The following is a 23,092-nucleotide window of genomic DNA, read 5'->3' as shown; positions in this document are numbered from 1 at the left end:
CGTCGACCCTTCATAGGGCCGATACTCAGGCTAACGTCGGCGGGGTGACCGGGCCATCGAGTGCGGAGATCTCGAGATGACGAACGAGCGAGCCACCAGTTGCCTGCGGCGAACAGCGATGATCGTGGCGGCGGCGCTCGTCTGGGGTGTCACGCTGTCGGCACCCGTCGTCGCCGATCCCCTGTCGGACTTCTACGACCTGCCGGTGGAATCGACGGGACATTCGCCCGGCGATGTGGTGCGAGTACGACCGATGAACTCGCCCAAAGGTTTCGGACTCGGCTTCGACATCGAACGAATCCTGTACACCTCCACAGATACGCACGGCGAACCCATGACCGTCTCCGGGTACACGATGACCCCCACCGCGCCGTGGCCCGGTCCCGGACCGCGACCGGTGATCGCCTACGCGCCCGGCACATCCGGGATGGCCGATCGCTGCGCCGGATCGGCGGTTCTCGGCACAATCGGCTCGTCCCCCGCCATCCTGCCGCTACTGCTGGCCGGCTATCGCGTCGTAGCGACCGACTACCAGGGACTCGGCACTCCGGGCGGGCACACGTATCTGAACCGCCTGGCCTCGGCACATGCGTTGCTCGACGTAGCGAGAACCGCCGACGATGACGCGCCGGTGGTGCTGTACGGGTACTCGGAGGGTGGGTTCGCCTCGGCCTCGGCGGCCGAACTCGCCAATGGGTATGCCCCCGAGCTCAACATCGTCGGCGCCTATGTCGGTGCGCCACCGGCAGATCCGACGCTCAACATCGAGCCCCTCGACGGCACCACACTCGGCAGCGCCGTGCTGTTCGCGGTCGACGGCATGATCAACGCCTACCCCGAACGTGCCGACGAGATCCGAAGCGTGTTCGACGCCGACGGCACCGCGGTGCTCGACGCCGCGCAGAACTGGTGCAGCACCGACCGTGCAGCGAACGACGCTATCGACACAAGGACTCTGACCCGCGACGGACGCCCACTCACCGCACACCTGAACGACCCCGGAATCTTCGACGTGATCGACGCGAACACCGTCGGCCGAATCGCACCGAGCATGCCGGTCTATCTGTCGCACGGCATCGCGGACGACGTCGTGCCGATCGAGCAGTCCCGCACTCTGCTCGAACGCTGGCGGGAACTCGGTGCCGACGTCACCTACCGCGAATACGACTTTCCGGTCGTCCCGATGACCGGCGCGAACCATGCACCCGGAGCCCTGGCCGCATACGCCGACATATTGCCCTGGATCGCGGACCTCGTTCACGAAAGCGACGCCTGATCTCAGCACCGAAATCAGGGTCTTCACCGAGGCGATCGCGGGGAGTTCCTTGATTCACTCGTGCGGCAACGCAGTTCGCCGACCGAGGGACGCCCATTCATGCGCATCGTGCACACCCTGTTGACCGTGGCAGCCATCCTTACCTCGATCTCTCCTGTTCCACCCGACACCGACGCCCGGTCGGACGTCGAGCGCGTCGCCGACGTGTTGGGTCTGCCCGGAGTGGCGCTTCGCGTCGTCTCCGAAGGCGAGGTCACCGAGGACGTGGCGGTCGGGATGGACGGAAACGGTTCCCCGATCGACGACGGCACACCCTTCGTGTGGGGTTCGGTATCGAAATCGGTGACGGCAGCAACGGTGCAGGCGCTCGTGGCCCAGCACCGTCTCGACCTGACCGATCTCGTCGAAGACGTTCTGCCCGAATCGAATTCGATCATCTCGGCCGACGTCACCGTTGCAGACCTGATCCACCACACCGGCGGGCTACCCCACGACGTCACCGCGTTGGACGTGTGGGGAAGAACAGAACGAGCCCTCGACGTGGTGCCCACCCTGCGGCTCACACCCGACGACCCGGGTTCGTTCCGCTACTCCAGCCTCGACTATCTACTGCTGCAAGCAATCGTCGAGAGAATCACCGACGAACCGTTCGCCGACGTCGTCGCCCGTGAAACCGGTGTGCACACCAGCGAAGCAGTGCCACCCGGTCACGTCCCGTTCTTCACCTTCCCTCGACGCATCGAAACCGGAATCGACAACGCCGGGTTGGGCTACGGCTACCTCGCCGGATCCATCGACGAACTCTCACGCTACGCATCGAGCCAACTCACCACTGTGGCGTCGACCGGTCGAGATGCGGTGCCCACGGGGTCGGGACTGTCCTATGGATTCGGCTGGTACGTCGAAACCCTGCCCGACGGTACCGAGATGCGCTGGCACTCGGGGGCCGTTCCCGGCTACTTCACCCACGTCGCGCTCATCCCGGACCGCCACATGGCCGTAGTGTTCGCGACCAACCGATACGGCGAACTCGAAGCCGAACAGTTGGCCTCGGCGGCCCGCGCACTGGTTCTCACTCGACTCGGATTCGACGAGCCCCGCAGCACCGGCCCGGGCCTGTACGCGATGCTGTTGATCGGCTCGACCGCTGTCGCCGTGCCGCTCGCCGTGTGCGCGATCCGCATTCTGCTTCGCCTGCAAACCGCGCCCGGCCGGTGGGCACCTGCGCACGTCCTCATCGCCGTCGCTGCCGGAGGAGTGCTGTACTTCGCGACACCGACGCTCACCGGTGTACCCATCTCAACCCTGGGCCGCTGGGCTCCCGACGTGACAGTGCTGTTCTGGCTCGTGCTGTCGGAACTTGTTGTCATCGCCGTTGCTCTCGCTGTTCGCACCCTCCGTCAATGGACCCCTGCACACGTCTGAACGGTGCAACGGCCCATTCACCCGCGGAGCTGATCTGCGTGAATGAACCATTGCATGCGTCTGAGCGCTGCAGGGGTCCATTGACGCGAACGGGGGTGGGGGTGGCGGGCCTGGCGGGCGGGGTGGGCATACGACAACGGGCGACCCTCCGAAGAGGATCGCCCGTTGTGTGGAGCTGTGAAACTTACTCGCTGTCGCTGTCTCCGGCGGCCTTGGCCAGGTCGACCGGAACCTCGTCGGGGACGATGATGGCTTTCTTCTCACCGCGGAACGTGAACTTCGCGTCCTCGCCTGCTCCTTCGCCGTCCCAGTTCTCGACGTCGACCAGGATGATCTGGCCGGCTTCGATCTCGCCGAAGAGGATCTTCTCCGACAACGCGTCCTCGATCTCGCGCTGGATGGTGCGACGCAGTGGCCGTGCACCCAGTACGGGGTCGAATCCGCGCTTGGCCAGCAACGACTTGGCCTTCTCGGTGACCTCGATCGCCATGTCCTTGTTCTTGAGCGCACCTTCGACTCGGTTGAGCATGAGATCGACCATCTGGATGATCTCGTCTCGGGTGAGCTGGTGGAACACGACGATGTCGTCGATACGGTTCAGGAACTCGGGGCGGAAATGCTTCTTCAGCTCGTCGTTGACCTTGAGCTTCATGCGCTCGTAGTTCGAGCCGGTTCCTTCACCCGAGGAGAAGCCGAGACCGACAGCCTTCGAGATGTCTGCGGTACCGAGGTTCGAGGTGAAGATGAGCACGGTGTTCTTGAAGTCGACCGTGCGTCCCTGTCCGTCGGTCAGGCGACCGTCTTCCAGGACCTGAAGCAGCGTGTTGTAGATCTCCGAGTGGGCCTTCTCGATCTCGTCGAAAAGGACGACGGAGAACGGCTTGCGGCGGACCTTCTCGGTGAGCTGGCCACCCTCTTCGTAGCCGACGTATCCGGGAGGAGCACCGAACAGACGCGACGCGGTGAAGCGGTCGTGGAACTCGCCCATGTCGATCTGGATCAGCGCGTCGTCCTCGCCGAACAGGAAGTTCGCGAGAGCCTTCGACAGCTCGGTCTTACCGACACCGGACGGGCCGGCGAAGATGAACGAGCCCGACGGGCGCTTGGGATCCTTCAGACCTGCACGGGTACGACGAATCGCCTTCGAGACGGCCTTGACTGCCTCGACCTGACCGATGATCCGCTTGTGCAGCTCGTCCTCCATGCGGAGCAGACGAGTGGTCTCTTCCTCGGTGAGCTTGAAGACGGGGATGCCGGTCCAGTTTCCGAGGACCTCGGCGATCTGCTCGTCGTCGACCTCGGCGATGACGTCGAGGTCACCGGAGCGCCACTGCTTCTCCCGCTCGGCGCGCTGGCCGACGAGGGTCTTCTCCTTGTCGCGCAGGTTCGCAGCCTTCTCGAAGTCCTGTGCGTCGATGGCCGATTCCTTCTCCCGGCGTGCGTCGGCGATCTTGTCGTCGAACTCACGCAGGTCTGGCGGCGCGGTCATCCGACGGATGCGCATCCGCGCGCCCGCCTCGTCGATGAGGTCGATTGCCTTGTCGGGCAAGAACCGATCGTTGATGTACCGGTCGGCCAGAGTGGCGGCAGCGACGAGTGCACCGTCGGTGATCGAGACGCGGTGGTGTGCCTCGTAGCGATCGCGCAGACCCTTGAGGATCTCGATGGTGTGCTCGACGGTCGGCTCGCCGACCTGGACGGGCTGGAAACGACGCTCGAGTGCGGCGTCCTTCTCGATGTACTTGCGGTACTCGTCGAGAGTGGTGGCACCGATGGTCTGCAGTTCGCCACGAGCCAACTTCGGCTTGAGGATCGACGCTGCGTCGATGGCACCTTCGGCTGCACCTGCGCCGACGAGTGTGTGCAGCTCGTCGATGAACAGGATGATGTCGCCGCGGGTGTTGATCTCTTTGAGCACCTTCTTCAGGCGCTCCTCGAAGTCACCGCGGTAACGGCTGCCGGCCACGAGCGAGCCGAGGTCGAGGGTGTAGAGCTGCTTGTCCTTGAGTGTCTCGGGAACCTCGCCGTTGACGATGGCCTGAGCCAGGCCTTCGACGACTGCGGTCTTACCGACACCGGGCTCACCGATGAGAACAGGGTTGTTCTTGGTACGACGCGACAGCACCTGCATGACGCGCTCGATTTCCTTCGCGCGACCGATGACCGGGTCGAGCTTGCCTTCGAGCGCGGCCTGGGTGAGGTTGCGACCGAACTGATCGAGGACCAGTGACGTGGACGGGGTACCCGCCTCGCCGCGGCCACTGCCGCTCTCGGACGGCTCCTTGCCCTGGTATCCGGACAGCAGCTGGATGACCTGCTGGCGTACCCGGTTGAGGTCGGCTCCGAGCTTGACCAGAACCTGAGCTGCGACGCCTTCGCCTTCGCGGATCAGGCCGAGCAGGATGTGCTCGGTGCCGATGTAGTTGTGGCCGAGCTGCAGTGCTTCACGCAGACTGAGCTCGAGTACTTTCTTGGCGCGCGGGGTGAACGGGATGTGACCGGACGGAGCCTGCTGGCCCTGGCCGATGATCTCCTCGACCTGGCTGCGTACTCCTTCGAGGGAGATGCCCAGCGACTCGAGAGACTTGGCGGCGACGCCTTCGCCCTCGTGAATGAGGCCGAGCAGAATGTGCTCCGTGCCGATGTAGTTGTGGTTGAGCATCCGGGCTTCTTCTTGAGCCAGGACGACAACACGCCGCGCGCGATCGGTGAACCTCTCGAACATCGCTCTCCCTCACTTCTTGGTGGGTGGTAGCTCGCCCACCAGTTCTTCTAGCGCCGCAGTGTCCATACGCTGAGGTCGCTTGTGCATTTGAAGGTAAGACTGGTTCTCACTGTAGTTGGCCGACGTTACGAACGCCGACCCTCCACCCCTGAAATGCTGCGCAACCGCCCACTGATTCGGACTGCCGTGCCTGCTTACTGTTCATAACGCAGGCACTATGCAAAACGTTTCCCATTCGATGTCCGCTGCTGGCGAACAGCGCTTTACCTCCCGATCAGGCCTGGGAGGGCTTGACGATCGGAAACAGGATCGTTTCGCGGATGCCGAGCCCGGTCAACGCCATCAGCAGACGGTCGATTCCCATGCCGGTTCCGGTGGTCGGCGGCATGCCCTGTTCCATGGCGGCCAGGAAGTCCTCGTCGAGCACCATCGCCTCGTCGTCGCCTGCTGCGGCCTGACGCGCCTGGTCCTCGAAACGCTCGCGTTGGATGATCGGGTCGACCAGCTCCGAGTAGCCGGTCGCCAGCTCGAATCCGCGAACGTACAGGTCCCACTTCTCGGTGACGCCCGGCTTGCTGCGGTGCTGACGCGTCAGCGGCGACGTCTCGACGGGGAAATCACGAACGAACGTCGGTTCGGTCAACGCGTCGCCCACCTGGTGTTCCCACAGTTCCTCGACGAGCTTGCCGTGGCCGTAGATCGGGACGCCGTCCTTGCGCGGCACCTCGACGCCCACCTTGTCGGCGATCGCGAGCAGCTCGTCGACGGTGGTATCGGGGGTGACGTCGAATCCGAGCGACTCCGACAACGACGGGTACATCTCGAGCGTCGTCCATTCGCCGCCGAGGTCGTAGGTGGTGCCGTCGGGAAGCGTGACGACGGTGGATCCCAGCGCGGCCATGGCCACTTCCTGGACGAGTTCCCGCGTCATCTTCGCCGAATCGTCGTACGTGCCGTAGGCCTCGTAGGTCTCGAGCATCGCGAACTCCGGCGAGTGCGAGGAGTCCGCACCTTCGTTACGGAAGTTGCGGTTGATCTCGAAGACCTTCTCGATGCCGCCGACGACGCAGCGCTTGAGGAACAGCTCCGGCGCGATACGCAGGAACAGATCGGTGTCCATCGCATTGGAGTGGGTGACGAACGGACGGGCCGCCGCACCGCCGTGCAGCGTCTGCAGCATCGGGGTCTCGACTTCGAGGAAGCCGCGTCGCTCGAGTGCGTTACGAAGTTCACGAACGACGGCGATGCGCTTGCGGGCGGTCTCTCGGGCCTCCGGACGCGTGATCAGATCCAGGTACCGCTGCCTGATACGCGTCTCTTCGCTGAGTTCCTTGTGCGCGACGGGCAACGGCCGCAACGACTTCGACGCGATCTGCCACGCATCTGCCATCACCGAGAGCTCACCGCGACGAGAACTGATGACCTCGCCGTGCACGAACACGAAGTCACCGAGATCGACATCGGACTTCCAGGCTGCGAGGGCGTCCTCCCCGACGCCTGCCAAGCTGATCATGGCTTGGAGTTGGGTACCGTCGCCCTCCTGCAGCGTGGCGAAGCACAGCTTGCCGGTGTTGCGGACGAAGATGACGCGCCCGACGACCCCGACGATCAGGCCGGTTGTCGTGTCGGCGTCGAGCTCGGGGAACTGGGTGCGGATCTCGAGCAGCGAATGGGTCCGCGGAACCGACACCGGGTACGCCTCGACCCCGCGCTCGAGCAACGAAGCGCGCTTGGCGCGACGAATCCGTAGCTGCTCCGGGGTGTCGTCGGCCGGCTGGGTAGAAGCTGTATCACTCACGCGCAGACACTTTACAGTCCAGGACTGTCAGGACGATCAGTGCGCTGCGACGGCCTCTGCTTCACGAACGCAGTGCTTGGCCTGCGTCAATACTCCGAGCAGCCCGGCCGATTTGAGGGCCTGATAGCCGCCGACCAGATCGGTGGCCTTGTGCAGACCCAGCAGCTTGAGCGACGCGGCCGCGAGCGAGGAGGTGTACCCCTCGGAGCAGATGACGATCCACTCGACGTCGTGGTCGGTGGCGATCGCCAGCCGCGCATCGCTGGTGGGATCGAGACGCCATTCGAGAACGTTGCGTTCGATGGCCAGCGCGCCCGGCAGAGTTCCTTCGACGGCTCGCTGCGCCTGCGGCCGAATGTCGACAACGACCGCGCCGCGGTCGACGGCGTCACGGAGCTCGAAGACTGTCATGCGGTCGATGGTCTCGCGTGCGGATTCGAGCATTTCGACGATGGTCATCGAGTCGCCTTCTCGGGTTCGTCGGTGAGCTCGCTACGGGTGCGACGCAGCGTGGCCCGTTCGGTCACTTCGTAGTACGACATCGCCGTCAACGGCGGCGAGTAGGCGTGCACGCTGAGGGTGGGACCGGGCGTGGCGGAGGACGGACTGCGCATCACGTCGTGCACCCAACCCAGAGGGAACGACGCCTGGTCACCCGCCTCGAGCCGACGCTGCTTCAATTCGGTTCCCGCCCAACGGTATTCGAGCAAAGAACCACTCAGGACGGTCAATGCACCGAGCGATCCGGCGTGATCGTGCAGTTCGGTGGATCGCTCGGGAACCCAGCTGATCAACCAGACGTCGAGATCGTCGTCGGAGTGCAGGCGAGTGGCCCAACGCTCGTCGGTAGGCCACTGTCCACCGCCGGGAAGCAGGTGGTCGAAGCGACCCTCGAGGACGTCCGATGCGCCCTGATCGGTGATCCGAAGCAGGTCGGGAGGACGCAGCCGAGTCGGCGATGTCGAGACCGACCGCGAGGTCGAACGGGGTCGGGTGGGTGCAGAAAATACAGGTGTGGAAAGCATGAAGCTCTACTCCAGGGGTGTGTAACGAACGAGGCAGCGGTCAGCCTCGACAACACTCCTGGGTGGCCATGCACGTCATCACGCCGACGATTCTGACACACGAACGCCCGACGCGCTACCCCGCTTCACCGAAACATTCAGCGTGGCCGTCGCTTTGCCATGTTTCGTTCGTAGACCAGTCGCAGACCCTCCAGCGTCAGGTCGGGTTCGTGATGCTCGATGGTCGTCGACTCGGGCAGGATCAGCGCAGCGATGTCTCCGGTACCGATGACCGCGACGTCGGTGCCTTTGACCTCCGGCACCTCACGTCTGATGCGTCCGACGAGCCCGTCCACCAGGCCGGCGAAACCGAAGATGGTGCCCGCCTGGATGCACTCGACGGTGTTCTTTCCCAGCACCGATCGCGGCCGCACCATCTCGACCTCACGCAGCGTCGCGGTGCGAGTCGACATGGCCGAGGCCGAAATTTCGAGACCGGGCGCGATCGCTCCGCCGAGGAACTCGCCCTTGGCCGAGACGACGTCGACACACGTGGTGGTGCCGAAATCCACCACGATGCACGCCGAGTCGTACAGATCATGTGCGGCAAGGGTATTGACGATGCGATCGGCCCCGACCTCTTTGGGATTGTCGACCAGCAGCGGAACCCCGGTCCGCACACCGGGTTCGACCACCACGTGCACCACGTGATCCCAGTAGCGCACGAGCATCGTCCGCATCTCGCGCAGCACGGACGGCACCGTGGACAGAGCCGTCACCCCGGTGATCTGCTCGGCCTGTTCGCCCAACAACCCCCGCAACATGAACGCCAGCTCGTCGGCCGTCACATGGGGATCGGTGCGAATACGCCAATCGCGCAGCAGTTTCGAGTGATCCCCGGTGCCGGTGAAGAGCCCGACCACCGTGCTGGTGTTGCGTACATCGATTGCGAGAAGCATCGAGTCAGACCAGCACGGAGTCGGCCCGCAGATCGCGCGGCGTGATCAGACCCGAACCGGCGGGCGCATGAGCCGGGTCGCTGCCGAGCTCGACCGGCCGGTTCTTGTCGTCGACGAACACCACCCGGGGTGCGTAGTCGGCAACCTCCTGCTCGTTCATGACCCCGTAGGCGATCAGGATGACCAGGTCACCCGGGTTCACCAGATGCGCTGCGGCCCCATTGATTCCGATCACACCACTGCCCCGCTCACCGGTGATCACGTAGGTCTCCAGCCGCGCACCGTTGTCGATGTCGACGATGGTGACCTGCTCGCCTTCGAGCAGATCGGCTGCTTCCATCAGTTCCTGATCGACGGTCACCGAGCCCACGTAGTGCAGGTCCGCGTGCGTGACGGTGGCGCGATGGATCTTGGACTTCATCATGGTACGAAACATCGTGTCACTCTCCACTTTTCGGATCGTCCGGGTACTCCAAGAAACCGGTGCCGACGGCGACACCGACGTTGTCGATCAATCTCGTGGTACCCACCTTGGCCGCCACGAGCAGTCTGCCGTCCCCACGTTCGGGAGCCGGGCCGAGATGCGGGTCGCGCACTTCGAGGTAGTCGACCTGGACCAACGGCACCTGGTCGAGTACGGCACGCGCGGTGGCGATGATCGCCTCCGGACCACCGGCAGCGGCGTGCGCCCCGGCCACGAGTGCAGCGGACAACGCCATTGCAGCGTCACGCTGTTCTGCATCGAGATACCTGTTGCGCGAGGACAGCGCCAGACCGTCCTGCTCGCGAACCGTCGGGACTCCGATGACCGCGACGTCGAAGTTCAGGTCTCGCACCATCTGCCGGATCAACGTCAGCTGCTGGTAGTCCTTCTCCCCGAAGTACGCCCGATGCGGAGCGGCTATCTGCAGCAGCTTCGCCACGACGGTGAGCATTCCCGCGAAATGCGTTGGTCTGCTGACACCGTCGAGTTCACTACCGAGCGGACCGGGATGGACCGTGGTGCGCGGCCCGGACGGGTACATGTCGGACGCGGACGGCGCGAATACCAATTCCACGCCCTCGCCGCGGAGCAGTTCGACATCGGCGTCGAGGGTCCGCGGATAGGCGTCGAGGTCCTCCCCCACGCCGAACTGCAGTGGATTGACGAAAATCGACGCGATCACGACCGCGCCGGTGAGCTTCGCCTGGCGCACCAACTGCAGGTGGCCGGCATGCAATGCGCCCATGGTCGGCACCAGAGCGACCTGCTTGCCGACGCCACGTAGGGCCTTGGACACCGACGTGATCACCGCGGGATCGTGGTGAACCGTCAACTGTCCCTTCGTGTAGCTGCCCGCGAGGGTCATCGCTTCCCTTCCAGAATCTCGATCAGATCGGCTGCGGCACCGATACGTTGGGCGGACCGCAGCGACAGCGCACGGTAACCGGCGGCGATCCGTGGATCGACGGCCTCGAGCACTTCGAGGTGTTTGCCCACAGCCGCGGTATCGCCTCGGGCCACCGGGCCGGTCAGTGCGGATTGTCCGTTGCGCAGCGCATTGTCCAGTGCAGTTTCGAGCAGCGGAGCCAGAACGCGCTCGGGCACACCACGTTCGGCATCGGATCCAGGAAAACCCGGACCGGCCAACGCAACTCGCAGTGCCTCGACCGCGTCGACGACCAACGTCACGAGGTGATTGCTGCCGTGAGCCAACGCCGCGTGGTAGAGCGCCCGGTTGCTCTCGGGCACGTGCACCGGCTCGCCACCGATCTCGAGGACGAGGGCTTGGGCTACCGCATAACCGATCTCGTCGCCCGCGGTGATGCCGAAGCACGCGGCCGTCATCCGGTCGGTGTCCTCGGGTCCGCCGCTGAATGTCATGGCCGGATGTATTGCCAACGGAACCGCGCCAAGGGCAGCCAGCGGCTCCAGTACCGCGACGCCGTTCGCGCCGGAGGTGTGCGCCACCAACTTGCCCGGCGCGACCGCCCCGGTCGCGGCGAGACCGGCGACGATCGAGGCCAGTTCGTAATCCGGTACCGCCAGAATCAGCAGTTCGGCGCGACGGGCAACCTCGTCGACAGGCAGAATCTGCGACTCGGGCAATCGATCACGTACTCGCGCGATGGATGCGTCCGATACCGCGGCGGCACCGACGACAACGTGTCCGACGCGTTCGAGCGCCTCACCGAATGCCGTACCGACCCGACCGGCGGAGACGACACCCACGGTCAAGCGAGCCGGAGACAGACCACCAGTGAACCCTGATGAGGTCACCGAAATTTTCCTCTCGTTCGTTCCAGTCCCGCTCGGCGGGTACCAGACGTCCTGCAGGGAACAATAGCGACAGCGGCACCGAACGTGCCATGGGAAACCGGTGTGATCTGGTTCTCAGTCTGCGCGACGGCGACGGCGACGCGTGCCGGCGTCGGTGGTCGTCGTGTCGGCCGAATCGCCGCCTGCCAGCCCGGCCATGATCTCGGCGACGGAACGGCCGTTGGAGTGCGCGCCGGACGCCTCCTCGGTGGATTCGGCGCGCCTGCGTCCGCGTCGCGGTGCATCCGCCGTCTCCTCGGCAGGCGTGTCGTCGACGCGGTCGGCTGCGAAGAACGCATCGGCCGAATCGCGCAGCGATCGGCGAGACTCCGGGTACGTGGCCTCTTCTTCGGCCGATTCGGACTCGGTGGCCTGCTGGGGCTGGGCCTCCTCGACAGGTTCGGCGTCCTCGACAGGTTCTGATTCGGCCGCGGGTCGACGCGTCTGCTCGAAGTTGTATGCGGTGAACGGCGAGGTGGGCGGGCTCACCCGACCGGCCGGCCTCGGTGCCCCGTAGGGGCGGGACTGCGCGGCCGGCGGCTCGGTGCGGTCGTTCTGCCCGGCGTCGGTGACGTCGTCGGAACCCTCCGGTGCAGAACCCTGCTCGGCAGACGCGTCCTGTGCGTACCGGGAATCGGTGTCCGGTGCCGCGGTCGCGCGGGGCATTTCGTCCGGATCCTCGGGGTAGACCACCGACGTCTCGGCGGTGACCGGCTCGTCGTAGGGCGTACCTACGCCGTTGAAGCCGGGGCCTGCAGGTCCGTTGCCGTTGCCGCCACCCCGTACGTACAACCCGGACGGGGCGGGCTGATAGCTGTCGTAGCCACGGCCACCGAGTTCCTGCATCCGCATCGCCTCGGCGCGCAGTGCGACCCGTTCGGTCGGTAGATTGCCCTCGAAGAGCACCTGCAGGTTCTGGCGCAGCGCGGCCAGTTCGTTACGCAGCGCAGCGACCTCGTCCGATTCCAACCGCGTCTCGTTGCGCACCCGGGCTTCGACGCTCATCTCGTACTCGCGTCGGGCCGAGATCTCGCGGGCGAGCTGCAGTTCGTAGACGGTCTGTAAGTCCTTGGCCTTGGTCTGATCCGCGGCCGCTTCCCTGCGGTACTTCGTCATCGCGAACGCACCGATCACCGCGGCCCACAGCGCCGAGAGCACCCCGACGCGCATCCACTGAACGCTTTCGCTGAACAACAACAGCACACTGGCGACGATGCCGAACACGACGAGCGCCGCGAGGAACAGCTGGCTCGCACTACGCCGCTTTCGGCGTCCCTTCTTGGCGCGAGTCTGATCTGTCATGTTCTCAAGGGTAACCGGCCTGTCGGTCGCATCTGGTCATCCCCGACCGATCACGTACACAACGAAGGTAACGATCGAGGGACGGATACGTTATCGGGAGCGCTCGTCGTCCCGATCTTCCGGGGTGCGGCAGCACTGCTCCAGCCACACCGCGGCGGCGACGACAGCAAGGCCCGCGACGAGGGCCACGATCGCTCCGGCTCGGTCAGCGGACGCCGCTCGCACCGTTGCCGCACGTGGCAATACGTACACCAGGAAGCCGACGCACACCCCCACCAGAGCGGTTCCCACCAGCAGCGACGCCTTCGCCAACACCAGCGCCCGGAAGACCGTCAACGGATGCAGGTCGTGCAGACCGGTACCCACTCGATGCTCGGCGATGCGATTGCGGACGATCACCGCGGTCACCACTTCCACCACCGCGACCAGATACAGCGACGCTCCGGCGTACACCGGGATCGGCGGAAACGAACCGTAGAAAACCCGCACCAGCAGCCACGTGCCCACTGCGGCGATCAGAAACAAACCCAAGACATCCCAGATCTTGGTGGGATTGGTCACCACAGTCGATCACCGTCGCCGTCGAGACGGACGACTCCCGCTCGCTCGTCCGTACTCAGACGCTCGAGCAGCTCGGATATCGGCACGTCCGCCCCGTCGACCCGAAGCGTGGCGTCGGGCTCGACGTCCAGCCACGGCATCAGCACGAACGCGCGCTCGTGTGCACGGGGATGGGGAAGAATCAGGCGCGGGTCGTCACTGATGACGTCGTCGCACACGATCACGTCGACGTCGAGGCTGCGGGGTCCCCAACGCTGCACTCGAACGCGGTCCGCTGCCTCCTCGAGTTGCTGCCCCAGACGCAACCAGTCCCACGGGCCGTAGGCATCGTCCTCGGCCACCACGATCGCGTTGAGGAAGTCCTGTTGCTCGACGCCACCCCACGGAGCAGATCGATGCACGGCCGAGCACGCCACCACGCGCGAACCCAATTCCGTTGTGACAGAACGCAAGTGGCTCATCGAGTCGCCGATGTTGCTGCCGATCGACAGCACTGCACGGCTCACTTTCGCTCCCGATAGGCCACCACGGCAACGTCGCCGAACGTCAGGGGAATGGGAGCCGACGGCTTGTGCAGCACCACCTCCACCGCGTCGACTCGGGAGTCGTAACCGAGCACCACCTCGGCGATCTCGGCGGAGACCGTCTCGATCAGATCCCGGGACGGGCCCGCTACGACCGCCGCGGCATGTTCGGCCAGCTCGCCGTAGTGCAACGTCCGAGTCAGATCGTCGGTCTCGGCCGCGGGCGAGAGATCCATCCAGACGGTGATGTCGACGACGAAGTCCTGGCCGTCTCGCTTCTCGAAGTCGAAGACACCGTGATTGCCGCGGACGGTCAGCCCGCGCAATTCGATGCGGTCGCCGCGACGAGTCCCTGCAGCGGCACTGTTGATCTCGCTCATGCGCGACCACCCTGCCATGCCCGCACGACGGCCACCGCGTCGAGTGACGACCGGACGTCGTGCACCCGCACTCCCCACGCGCCGCCGGCGACGGCGAGGGCCGAGACGACGGCCGTCGCGATCTCCCGGCCGTCCGGTGGACGCGGTGAACCGTCGGGTTCGGCGAGAAGCGAGCCCAGAAAACGTTTGCGGGACGCACCCACCAGAACCGGGAAACCGGATTCCACCAGGATGGGCAGTCCGCGCAGCAGCTGCCAGTTGTGCTCCGCGTTCTTGGCGAATCCGAGGCCCGGGTCCAGCACGATCCGCGACGCGTCGACCCCGGCGCTCACTGCGTGGTCGACCTGCTCGAGCAGTTCGCGGCGGACGTCGGCGACCACGTCGTCGTAGTGATCGGCCGGACCGGTGTGCCGGAACGTCGAGTCGGCGGCCCGCCAGTGCATCAGGATCCACGGCAGTCCGCCTCGCGCGACCACGCCGGCCATTGCGGGGTCGGCTCGACCGCCCGAGACGTCGTTGACGATCGACACCCCGGCCTCGATCGCCGCAGCGGCGACGTGTGCGCGCATCGTGTCGACGCTGGTGCTCACGCCTTCGGCGGCCAACGCCGAGATGACCGGTACGACGCGCTGCGCCTCGACCGACGGGTCGACGCGGTCCGCCCCGGGGCGCGTGGACTCCCCGCCGACGTCGACGATGTCGACTCCCAGCCGATGCATTGCCAGACCGTGTTCGACGGCCGCGTCGACGTCGAGGTAGCGACCGCCGTCGGAGAACGAATCGGCCGTCACGTTGAGAACGCCCATGACGATGGGCGCAGCGGGAACGGAGCGCGCGAGAATCATCGTGATCGGACCGGAACCGTCATTTCCGGAGGATCAGGTCCAAGGCTTCCGAACGCGATGCCGCGCTGGACTGCAGCAGACCCCGGACCGCAGAGGTGGTGGTGCTGGCACCGGGCTTGCGGATACCGCGCATCGCCATGCACAAGTGCTCGGCCTCGATCACGACGATTGCGCCGCGTGGGTCGAGCTTGCGCATCAACGCGTCGGCGATTTGGCTGGTCAACCGCTCCTGCACCTGGGGACGCTTGGCGTACATGTCCACCACGCGGGCCAGCTTCGACAGACCGGTCACCTTGCCGCTCTTGCCGGGGATGTATCCCACGTGGGCGACGCCGTGGAACGAGACCAGGTGGTGCTCGCACGTGGAGTACATGGGGATGTCTCGAACCAGAACCAGTTCTTGATGGCCTTCGTCGAAGGTCGTGTTCAGCGCGGTGTCCGGATCGGTGTAGAGGCCGGCGAAGATCTCTCGGTAGGACCGGGCGACACGAGCCGGGGTATCGAGCAGGCCCTGGCGGTCGGGATCCTCACCGACGGCAATGAGCAACTCGCGTACCGCGGCCTCCGCGCGGGGCTGGTCGAACACCGCGCCCGTGGCAAAGGCCACCGTCTCCACGATTCCCTGCTGCGGGGCGGCGGATTGCACGGCTGCTGGGACTTCTGCCGAGTCGCCTGTCGACTCGTCGGTCCTGTTGACTGACACGAGAACGTACCTCCGGTTGGGCTCCGCGAATGTGGCAGCTGGGCGGGCGTGCTGCTCGGTGTGAACGGCTCGCCGACGAACAACAGCACGGGTTCGAAACGACGCACTGGGTCGACCGTCACGGTCGACCCAGTCAGCCTAATGATCGGACTAGCGGTGTGAGCCGCCCGGTCCTTCCCACCGTTGGGTGCGTGGGCCGGCGTCGCCGTCGTCGTTTCCGTGACCGTCGCCGTGCTCACCCTGTTGCGACTCCTCCGACGAACCATGAGCGGGTCGATCGTCTCCGGGCAGCGGGTAGTTGTGCGAGCTTTCCGGAACCTCCCACGTGGGAGTCGACTCCGGCGCGCCCTCGGAATTCTCGCCGTAGGGAGGCTCGTGCCGGGACGTGCGACCGTGCTCCCCGGCGTCCGGCCGGAACGGATCCGGCTGGTACTGCGGCGGCTGATACGACTGCTGCGGCTGCTGCGGGTCGTACGACTGCTGCGGCTGGGGCGGCTGGTAGGACTGCGGCTGCTGATACGTCGGATGCTGACGGTAGCCCTGATCCGAGTCCTGCTCACGCGGAGGCTGGTACTGAGCCGGCGGCGTGGACGGGCCTTGGTAGCGCGGCACCTGTGGCTGATCGCGCGGCGGCCAGCCGGGTGCCGACCAGCCGGCGGGAGCGCCGTAATCGGGGCCCGAACCATTGGGACCCGATCGGGGCTCGGGCCGGCGATAGCCCTCGGAGTATCCGCTGCCCGTGGCCGGCCCGCCGTAGCTTCCGTTGGCAGGACCGCCGTTGGTAGCGCCGTTGTAGCCGCCACCGTTGGTAGCCCCGTTGTAGCCGCCACCGTTGTTGCTACCGCCGTTGTAGTCGCCGGGGGCTGGCGCGCTACGTCGACCGGAACCCGTGTTCGGTCCGAGCTCGCCGGTGCCCGGTGCGCCGTTGCTGGGGGCGCCGTTGGTGGGTGCGCCGTTGTAACCGTTGCTGCCGTTCTGCTGCCCACCCTTGGTCAGCTGCGGCGACCCGGCGTAGCTGGGCTGCGGAAACTGTTGCGGTGGAAGCTGTTTCGGTGCCGGTGGCACCGGAGGCCACGGCTCGCCGCGCTCGGCTGCGAGCTCGCGAGGAGTCTTGACCGGCGGCTTGTCCGACGGCTTACGGTCACCGAAATCGTTGAACAGCGTGATGCGCGGGCGCTTGGTGACGCTGTGGAAGATCTTCTCGAGGTCCTTGCGGGTCAGCGTCTCACGTTCGAGCAGCTCGGAGGCAAGGGTGTCGAGCAGGTCGCGGTACTCGTTGAGGATGGCCCACGCCTCGGTGTGCGCGGCTTCGATGAGCTTGCGCACCTCCTCGTCGATTTCGCGGGCGACCTCGTGCGAGAAGTCGGACTGCTGTCCCATCGAACGACCGAGGAACGGGTCGCCCTGTTCCTGTCCGTAGCGAACGGCACCGAGCTTGCTGCTCATGCCGTACTCGGTGACCATAGCGCGGGCGATCTTGGTGGCCTGGTCGATGTCCGAGGACGCTCCGGTGGTCGGCTCGTGGAACACGAGCTCTTCCGCTGCGCGTCCACCCATGGCCATCACCAGGCGCGCGATCATTTCCGACCGCGTCATCAGGCCCTTGTCGTCCTCCGGGACCGTCATCGCGTGACCGCCGGTGCGACCGCGCGCGAGGATGGTCACCTTGTACACGGGCTCGATGTCGGGCATCGCCCATGCCGCGAGAGTGTGGCCACCCTCGTGGTACGCGGTGATCTTGCGCTCGTGCTCGCTGATGATGCGGCTCTTGCGGCGCGGACCACCGACGACGCGGTCGACGGATTCTTCGAGCGACGCCTCGGTGATGACGGTGCCGTTCTCACGAGCGGTGAGCAGTGCCGCTTCGTTGATGACGTTGGCCAGGTCTGCACCCGACATTCCGACGGTTCGCTTGGCCAGACCTTCGAGGTCGGCATCCTGCGCGACGGGCTTGCCGGCCGAGTGCACCTTCAGGATCGCTCGACGGCCGGCCAGGTCGGGGGCGCCGACCGGGATCTGACGGTCGAAGCGGCCCGGACGCAGCAGGGCCGGGTCGAGGATGTCGGGCCGGTTGGTGGCGGCGATGAGGATGACGCCGGTGCGCTCACCGAAGCCGTCCATTTCGACGAGCAGCTGGTTGAGCGTCTGCTCGCGCTCGTCGTGTCCGCCGCCCATGCCTGCGCCGCGCTGGCGGCCGACGGCGTCGATCTCGTCGACGAAGATGATGCAGGGGCTGTTCTGCTTGGCCTGCTCGAACAGATCGCGCACGCGGGATGCACCGACGCCGACGAACATCTCGACGAAGTCGGAGCCGGAGATGGTGAAGAACGGGACGCCCGCCTCGCCTGCGACGGCGCGCGCCAGCAGCGTCTTGCCGGTTCCGGGAGGGCCGTACAGCAGGACACCGCGCGGAATCTTGGCACCGAGGGCCTGGTAGCGCGCCGGGTTCTGCAGGAAGTCCTTGATTTCGTAGAGCTCTTCGACAGCCTCGTCCGCGCCCGCGACATCGGCGAACGTGGTCTTCGGCATATCTTTCGTCAGCTGCTTGGCCTTGGATTTGCCGAAGCCCATGACACCGCCGCGGCCGCCGCCCTGCATACGGCTCATCACGAAGATGATCACGCCGAGGATCAACACCATCGGGAGGATGAGCAGCAGGAACGAGCTGAACCAGCTCTCCTGGGTGACGGTGGTGTTGTAGCTGTTCAAGCCCTGCGAGTCGACCTTGTCGAAGATCTGCTCGGACGCCGAGTCCGGGTACTTCGCGATGATCTGCTTCTCGTTGTCCGTGGCGTCCGAGGCCTCTTTGAGGGTCAGCCGAATCTGCTGCTCACGGTCGTCGATCTGCGCGGACTCGACATTGCGGTCGTCGAGTTGGGCGATCGCCACCGAGGTGTCGACCGACTTCCAGTTCCGCGTGTCGTTACCGAAGTAGCTGAAGGCATAGATCACCAACAGAATGCCGAAAACGATGGCGAGATTTCGTATTACTGTCTTCCGATTCATACAGCTTCAGCCGACTCGGCCGTGTCCTTTCAGTCCGCTCCCGCGCGCTGGCTGCTCCCTGCCCGCCGGATGCTCCAGGCTACCGCGAGACTCGGACATCGGACTCGCTCTTACCTGGCGCTCTGCGTCCACGCGCCTGTCGGCGTCGACGCTTCTTCCCCTCCAACGACTGCGCTCCCCCGGCAGTTCCCCGTATCTAGCCGCACACTATCGGCATCGATGGACCATTGCATACGTCTCGGCGCGGCAATGGTCCATTCACGGCCGGCCCGACGACGCAGGAGGAGCCGAACGACTCGGATCAGCTGTAGACCTTCGGGTCCAGCAGCCCGATGTAGGGCAGATCGCGGTATCGCTCGTTGTAATCGAGGCCGTAGCCGACGACGAATTCGTTGGGGATGTCGAAGCCTACGTTGGCGACCTCCACGTCGACCTTGATCGCGTCGGGCTTGCGCAGCAACGTCACCACGGACAGCGACGCAGGAGACCTGGTCGCCAGGTTGCGCTTGAGCCAGCTCAGCGTCAGACCGGAGTCGATGATGTCTTCGACGATCAGCACGTGGCGTCCGGTGATGTCGCGGTCGAGGTCCTTGAGAATCCGGACGACGCCGGAGGACGACGTCGACGAGCCGTAGGAGCTCACCGCCATGAACTCGAGCTGCGCCGGGATGGGCAGGGCCCGCGCGAAGTCGGTCATGAACATGATCGCGCCCTTGAGAACGCCGACCAGCAGCAAGTCGCCTTCGGGAGCACCCTCGGGATACCGCTTGGCAATTTCCTCTGCGAGTTCCGCGGTCCGTGTTTTGATCTGTTCCTCGGAAATGAGAACCGATTCGATGTCGCCCTCGTACACGGGGTTTCCCTTCATTCGTTCTCCAGGCCGACGCTCAGCCTGCCATGCCGACGCGAGCACACCAACCTCGCCTCCGGCGTTCCCCCAGGCAGCGCAACTCCGCCCTGCCCGGTCCAGCGCACGACGAGCGCATCGACAGCGCGGATCTGACGGTCCGACAACGACGTCACACCCCGGCCGAGGAGCCAGCGCCGCACCACTCGGCGGCGGATCGCAGGATCGGACGACTCGATCGCCGAGACGTCCAACTCGCGGGTGTTCGTATCGACGACGGACGCGGCGATGGCGTCGAGCGCCCGGCCGTCGTCCTGCAGCTGCTCGGCCGTGCGGGCCAGAGCCGGAGCGACGCCCCCACCCAGCACGTCCTCGAGCAACGGCAACACCTCGTGGCGTAGTCGCACCCGAGTGAAGTCCGGATCGGAATTGTGCGGATCCTCGAACGGTTCGAGTCCCAGCTCTGCGCACGCGGCCCGCGTCACGGCGCGGCGGACCCCGAGGAGCGGCCGACCCCACGGGTCGTCGAACGCTGCCATTCCGGCGATAGACCGAGGCCCCGAGCCCCGACCGAGGCCTAACAGCACCGTCTCGGCCTGATCGTCGAGAGTGTGCGCCACCAGCACCGAGGCATCACCGCGCGCGGCGTCCAATGCGTCGTATCGGGCTCGGCGAGCGGCGGCTTCCACCCCACCCGTACCCGCCACGGTCACCGTCAGCACCCGCGCATCGGCGACGCCCAGCAACCGGGCACGCTCGGCGGCGACGGCAGCCACCTCGGCCGATCCCGCCTGAAGTCCATGATCGACGATCAGCGCCGCCACGTTCGAAGCCTCGGCTGCCGTCGCCGCAGTGAGCGCCAGTGAATCCGCACCACCGGACAACGCCACCGCTACCGGGCCGGGATGCGCCGCCAACCAACCCCGCACCGCACGCCGAACTTCCAGCAACGCCGGAGACTCGGGCAGCTTGGGTCGTTCCGCAGGCTCAGCCAAGGACTCGCGCGACCCACGCATCCGGGTCCTCGATCTCAGACAGCAACGGCAGGGTGTCCGGTCCGGTCCACACCGTGTTGAAGCGTTCCATTCCCACCGAGCCGACGACGTGATCGACGAATGCCTTGCCGCGTACGTATTGCGCCATCTTTGCGTCCATCCCGAGCAGTGTGCGGACGACGCGTTGCACGGGGTTGACCTTGCGTTGGCGTCGCCGATCGAATGCGCGGCGGATCTGCACCACCGACGGCACGACGGCCGGTCCGACGGCGTCCATGACGTGGTCGGCGTGACCTTCGAGCAGTGTTCCGAGAACGAGAAGCCGGTCGATCGCCTGCCGCTGCGGCTCGGGCTGGGTCGCGCGGAGCAGACCGATGATGCCGGCGTCCTCGGCGGATCCGCCGGGATTCTTCCTGGCCTTCAGAGCGCCGCTCAGCCGAGTGAGGACATCGGACATCGGCTCGTCGGTGCCGTCGGAGAGCAATCCGACGTTGTCCCGCATGTACTGCCCGAGCCACGGCGCGGAGGAGAACTGCACTCGGTGGGTCACCTCGTGCAGGCATACCCAGAGTCGAAAATCACTGGGCGAGACGCGAAGTGCACGTTCGACGGCGATCACGTTGGGTGCGACCAGCAGCAGGGTGCCGCTCTCACCGGTGAACGGATCGTACTGTCCCAGAATGGCACTGGACAGGAACGCGAGCATGGCACCGGCCTGCAACCCGGCGGGCTTGCCACCGAGCAGACCGGTCGGGGGTGCCTCGTTCTCGTCCCCGGTGAGGTGCTTCATCGACGCAGCCGCTGCAGCGATCCATCCTGCTCGATCGACCACCTGGGCGTCGGGCACCGGCAGACCGTCGGCCAGACCGGTCGTCTCCCGCACCGGCCCCTCGGCCCGAATCGATGCTGCGGCAAGCTCTTCCACGGCTGCGGCGGCGGTGTATCGCGAGGTGGCCGGTCCCGGGCGGGCCAATCTCGCTCCGGCCTTCGCGGCCACCGCCCAGTCGACTGCGCCGGCGAACCCGGACGTGGCGCCGTTGTCGTCGGCGGTTGCTGTTTCGGTGCTCATCGGCAACCACACATTCTCAGGGTCGATGCGACGGCATCGAGGGCGGGTCGACTGACATCGGGTGGCCGGTCGTTGGACATCAGGGCGAACGTCAGGATCCGACCGTCGACGTCGACGACGTATCCCGCCAGAGCGCTTGCAGCGGAGAGGGTTCCGGTCTTCGCGCGAACCCAGCCGGCACCGGTACGATCACCCGAGGCGTACCGATCGGACAGCGTTCCGGTGGCACCGGCGACCGGTAGGTAGTCGAGCATGGGCCGCAGTGCCGGTTGGCCGCTCCCGGCTGCCGACGTCAGCACCTGATCGAGCAGGCGCGCGGGAATCCTGCCGTCGACCGACAGTCCGCTCGCGTCCTGCAACGCCAGACCGGCCATGTCGAAGCCGGCCGAGAACAGGGTCTGGCCGATGGACGCCACCGCCCCGGAAAAGCTTGCCGCCGTGTTCATCTCGAGCGAGAGTTCTCGGCCCACCGCTTCGGCCAGCACGTTGTCGGACCGATAGATCATCTGCTGCAGCCGATCTCGCAACGGGGCCGACTGCACCGATGCGATCTGATCGGCACCCTCCGCCGCCTTGCCCGTCGTCACCGCAGCGGGGTCGACGCCGAGTCCCGCGGCGAGGGCGCGGCCGGCATCGAGGGCAGGCGTGGTGCTGCGCGGCGATTCGTCGACGAGGGGGTTCGAGCGGCCGCCGTCGAGCATGATCGGTTCGATCGGGGTGATCGATCCGGCGGCGATGTCGGCCGGGAACCAGCCCTGGGCCATTGTGTCGCCGGAGTAGATGGACGTGTCGACGCTGATGCTGCGCACTGCGGTTCCGCTGCGACGGATCTGCTCCACCAGGTCGTCGATGCGTGCCGCTCCCGGATAGAACCCGGTCGTACCCACCGGCAGGGCGGTGAGCGTGGGGTCGCCGCCGGCGATCAGCACGATGTTGCCCTCACCGCTGCCCTGGACCACCCGGGTCGCGACGCGGTGGTCGGACGGAAGCGCGAGCATCGCGGCCGCTGCCGTGAGCACCTTGGTCGTCGATGCGGGAGTCATGGGCGTGTCGGGATTCTGCGACCACAGGATCTGGCCGGTCTGCGCGTCGGCCACGGTTCCGGTGAAGGTGCCGAGCGCGGCGTCGTCAACGACGGGTGCGAGCGCGCCTGCGAGACCGGCTGCGCTCGGCACCGGGGCGGAGTCGGGGAACGCGGTGATCGACGGGTTCGGCAGCACCGTCTCGGGTGGGGGTGCGATCGCGGCGTCGGCACTCTCGGAGACCCTGGGCAGCACCAGAGCGGCGGTCGTAACGGCAAGGACCACGACGAACACCGCGCACAGCGTGAGGATCAACCGCTTCTTCCTGCGTCTACGCCCCGCCATGGGACCG

21 protein-coding genes are annotated in these 23,092 nt (G+C 66.1%); 2 read left to right on the top strand and 19 right to left on the bottom strand.

Annotation, left to right across the window (positions count from 1 at the left end; all coding sequences use genetic code 11):
- Positions 1 to 76: 76 nt before the first annotated feature.
- Positions 77 to 1,276, top strand: a complete 1,200-nt coding sequence (locus AB0O58_RS07300; RefSeq protein ID WP_366238072.1) for a lipase family protein — start codon at positions 77 to 79, stop codon at positions 1,274 to 1,276.
- Between the two features lie 99 nt (positions 1,277 to 1,375).
- Positions 1,376 to 2,701: a serine hydrolase domain-containing protein gene (locus AB0O58_RS07295; RefSeq protein ID WP_366238071.1), complete on the top strand. Its 1,326-nt coding sequence runs from the start codon at positions 1,376 to 1,378 to the stop codon at positions 2,699 to 2,701.
- A 184-nt stretch (positions 2,702 to 2,885) separates the two neighbouring features.
- Here AB0O58_RS07295 and AB0O58_RS07290 read toward each other — a convergent pair whose 3' ends face one another.
- The 19 genes from AB0O58_RS07290 to dacB form a co-directional block, all read right to left on the bottom strand.
- Positions 2,886 to 5,426 carry an ATP-dependent Clp protease ATP-binding subunit gene (locus AB0O58_RS07290; RefSeq protein WP_032364473.1) on the bottom strand — a complete coding sequence of 847 codons (2,541 nt, stop codon included), beginning with the start codon at positions 5,424 to 5,426 and terminating at the stop codon, positions 2,886 to 2,888.
- Positions 5,427 to 5,700: 274 nt separating this feature from the next.
- Positions 5,701 to 7,224, bottom strand: coding sequence for a lysine--tRNA ligase (gene lysS / locus AB0O58_RS07285; RefSeq protein ID WP_283316410.1), 1,524 nt, complete (start codon positions 7,222 to 7,224; stop codon positions 5,701 to 5,703).
- A gap of 36 nt (positions 7,225 to 7,260) precedes the next feature.
- Entirely contained in the window at positions 7,261 to 7,683 is a 423-nt protein-coding gene (locus AB0O58_RS07280) for a rhodanese-like domain-containing protein (RefSeq protein ID WP_032364474.1), read from the bottom strand.
- Positions 7,680 to 8,249 carry a cysteine dioxygenase family protein gene (locus AB0O58_RS07275; protein WP_366238070.1) on the bottom strand — a complete coding sequence of 190 codons (570 nt, stop codon included), beginning with the start codon at positions 8,247 to 8,249 and terminating at the stop codon, positions 7,680 to 7,682. Before AB0O58_RS07275 ends, AB0O58_RS07280 begins: the two co-directional genes overlap by 4 nt.
- A 137-nt stretch (positions 8,250 to 8,386) precedes the next feature.
- Positions 8,387 to 9,187 carry a type III pantothenate kinase gene (locus AB0O58_RS07270; RefSeq protein WP_032373865.1) on the bottom strand — a complete coding sequence of 267 codons (801 nt, stop codon included), beginning with the start codon at positions 9,185 to 9,187 and terminating at the stop codon, positions 8,387 to 8,389.
- Between the two features lie 4 nt (positions 9,188 to 9,191).
- Entirely contained in the window at positions 9,192 to 9,623 is a 432-nt protein-coding gene (panD, locus tag AB0O58_RS07265) for an aspartate 1-decarboxylase (protein ID WP_027494364.1), read from the bottom strand.
- Between the two features lie 4 nt (positions 9,624 to 9,627).
- A complete protein-coding gene (panC, locus tag AB0O58_RS07260) occupies positions 9,628 to 10,536 on the bottom strand; it encodes a pantoate--beta-alanine ligase (protein ID WP_032373864.1) in 909 nt (302 codons plus the stop codon).
- Positions 10,533 to 11,447, bottom strand: a complete 915-nt coding sequence (locus tag AB0O58_RS07255) for a DUF2520 domain-containing protein (protein ID WP_032373863.1) — start codon at positions 11,445 to 11,447, stop codon at positions 10,533 to 10,535. Before AB0O58_RS07255 ends, panC begins: the two co-directional genes overlap by 4 nt.
- A 114-nt stretch (positions 11,448 to 11,561) precedes the next feature.
- A complete protein-coding gene (locus AB0O58_RS07250) occupies positions 11,562 to 12,788 on the bottom strand; it encodes a DUF6779 domain-containing protein (protein ID WP_045841407.1) in 1,227 nt (408 codons plus the stop codon).
- Between the two features lie 90 nt (positions 12,789 to 12,878).
- Positions 12,879 to 13,349, bottom strand: a complete 471-nt coding sequence (locus tag AB0O58_RS07245; protein WP_032369421.1) for a DUF3180 domain-containing protein — start codon at positions 13,347 to 13,349, stop codon at positions 12,879 to 12,881.
- Positions 13,346 to 13,855 carry a 2-amino-4-hydroxy-6-hydroxymethyldihydropteridine diphosphokinase gene (gene folK / locus AB0O58_RS07240; protein WP_032373862.1) on the bottom strand — a complete coding sequence of 170 codons (510 nt, stop codon included), beginning with the start codon at positions 13,853 to 13,855 and terminating at the stop codon, positions 13,346 to 13,348. Before folK ends, AB0O58_RS07245 begins: the two co-directional genes overlap by 4 nt.
- Positions 13,852 to 14,253, bottom strand: coding sequence for a dihydroneopterin aldolase (gene folB / locus AB0O58_RS07235; protein WP_045841635.1), 402 nt, complete (start codon positions 14,251 to 14,253; stop codon positions 13,852 to 13,854). The genes folK and folB overlap by 4 nt, the downstream gene beginning before the upstream one ends.
- Entirely contained in the window at positions 14,250 to 15,098 is an 849-nt protein-coding gene (gene folP / locus AB0O58_RS07230; RefSeq protein ID WP_230593387.1) for a dihydropteroate synthase, read from the bottom strand. Before folP ends, folB begins: the two co-directional genes overlap by 4 nt.
- A gap of 19 nt (positions 15,099 to 15,117) precedes the next feature.
- Positions 15,118 to 15,684: a GTP cyclohydrolase I FolE gene (gene folE, locus AB0O58_RS07225; protein ID WP_048317281.1), complete on the bottom strand. Its 567-nt coding sequence runs from the start codon at positions 15,682 to 15,684 to the stop codon at positions 15,118 to 15,120.
- 267 nt (positions 15,685 to 15,951) lie between these two features.
- Complete coding sequence (ftsH, locus tag AB0O58_RS07220) at positions 15,952 to 18,807, bottom strand: ATP-dependent zinc metalloprotease FtsH (RefSeq protein ID WP_366238069.1); 2,856 nt, start codon at positions 18,805 to 18,807, stop codon at positions 15,952 to 15,954.
- 301 nt (positions 18,808 to 19,108) lie between these two features.
- Positions 19,109 to 19,660 (bottom strand): hypoxanthine phosphoribosyltransferase, encoded by a 552-nt coding sequence (hpt, locus tag AB0O58_RS07215; protein WP_027494374.1) that lies wholly within the window; start codon positions 19,658 to 19,660, stop codon positions 19,109 to 19,111.
- Positions 19,661 to 19,671: 11 nt separating this feature from the next.
- On the bottom strand, positions 19,672 to 20,670 hold the full coding sequence (gene tilS, locus AB0O58_RS07210) for a tRNA lysidine(34) synthetase TilS (RefSeq protein WP_283550557.1): 999 nt from the start codon (positions 20,668 to 20,670) through the stop codon (positions 19,672 to 19,674).
- Positions 20,642 to 21,718 carry a zinc-dependent metalloprotease gene (locus tag AB0O58_RS07205; protein ID WP_052061339.1) on the bottom strand — a complete coding sequence of 359 codons (1,077 nt, stop codon included), beginning with the start codon at positions 21,716 to 21,718 and terminating at the stop codon, positions 20,642 to 20,644. The genes tilS and AB0O58_RS07205 overlap by 29 nt, the downstream gene beginning before the upstream one ends.
- Positions 21,715 to 23,085: a D-alanyl-D-alanine carboxypeptidase/D-alanyl-D-alanine-endopeptidase gene (gene dacB / locus AB0O58_RS07200; RefSeq protein ID WP_052053284.1), complete on the bottom strand. Its 1,371-nt coding sequence runs from the start codon at positions 23,083 to 23,085 to the stop codon at positions 21,715 to 21,717. The genes AB0O58_RS07205 and dacB overlap by 4 nt, the downstream gene beginning before the upstream one ends.
- Positions 23,086 to 23,092 lie beyond the last annotated feature (7 nt).

This window comes from Rhodococcus sp. NPDC080181 (assembly GCF_040702225.1).
Lineage (GTDB): Bacteria > Actinomycetota > Actinomycetes > Mycobacteriales > Mycobacteriaceae > Rhodococcoides > Rhodococcoides fascians.
The sequence above is the reverse complement of the archived record's forward strand: the minus strand, read 5'-3'. Positions and strand labels throughout refer to the sequence as shown.